Raw genomic sequence first — 482 nt, 5'->3', positions numbered from 1 at the left:
ATGGCGACCATGACCTATCAGAAATCACCCACACAAACTGACCGAATTGAGGTGATAACGCGCCATCGTAAAGATTGGAATAATGACGTGGTGAGCAGCTGGCCTGCTAGCACAAAATTGTACGATGGCATGGGCACCGCATTTGAAGCCTATCAGCCTGGTGAAGGAAGCCAAAATACCATCACAGACCATAAAACCTATAACCACAAGGGGCAGGTCAACAAGTCCTATTTTTCTTACCTTGGAAACAGTACTGGTGATAAGGGAGCCCACAAGCAATATACCTATGATGAACATGGCCGCCTAACCCGTGTAGAGTCGTCATTTGATGGCCAAGCGACAGAATATGACTACAACTTGCATGATGACCGAGCCATTATTAAAAAAATGGAATCGTCCACTGGCGGTGGTCAGGTGACCTATAAAGCGCAGCACAATACTCGTGGCAAAGTCATTGCTCAGACTGGACCATCAGGTGGCAT

General features: G+C 47.1%; 1 protein-coding gene. It reads left to right on the top strand.

Features of this window, described 5'->3' with window-relative positions:
* Positions 1-9 precede the first annotated feature (9 nt).
* The coding region (locus tag I8J31_RS20670) for a hypothetical protein (protein ID WP_199470478.1) at positions 10-482 on the top strand (473 nt) is incomplete at its 3' end.

It is taken from the genome of Marinomonas transparens (genome assembly GCF_016463975.1).
GTDB lineage: Bacteria > Pseudomonadota > Gammaproteobacteria > Pseudomonadales > Marinomonadaceae > Marinomonas > Marinomonas transparens.
Note: the sequence above shows the minus strand (reverse complement) of the source record. Positions and strands in the feature narration are given on the sequence as shown.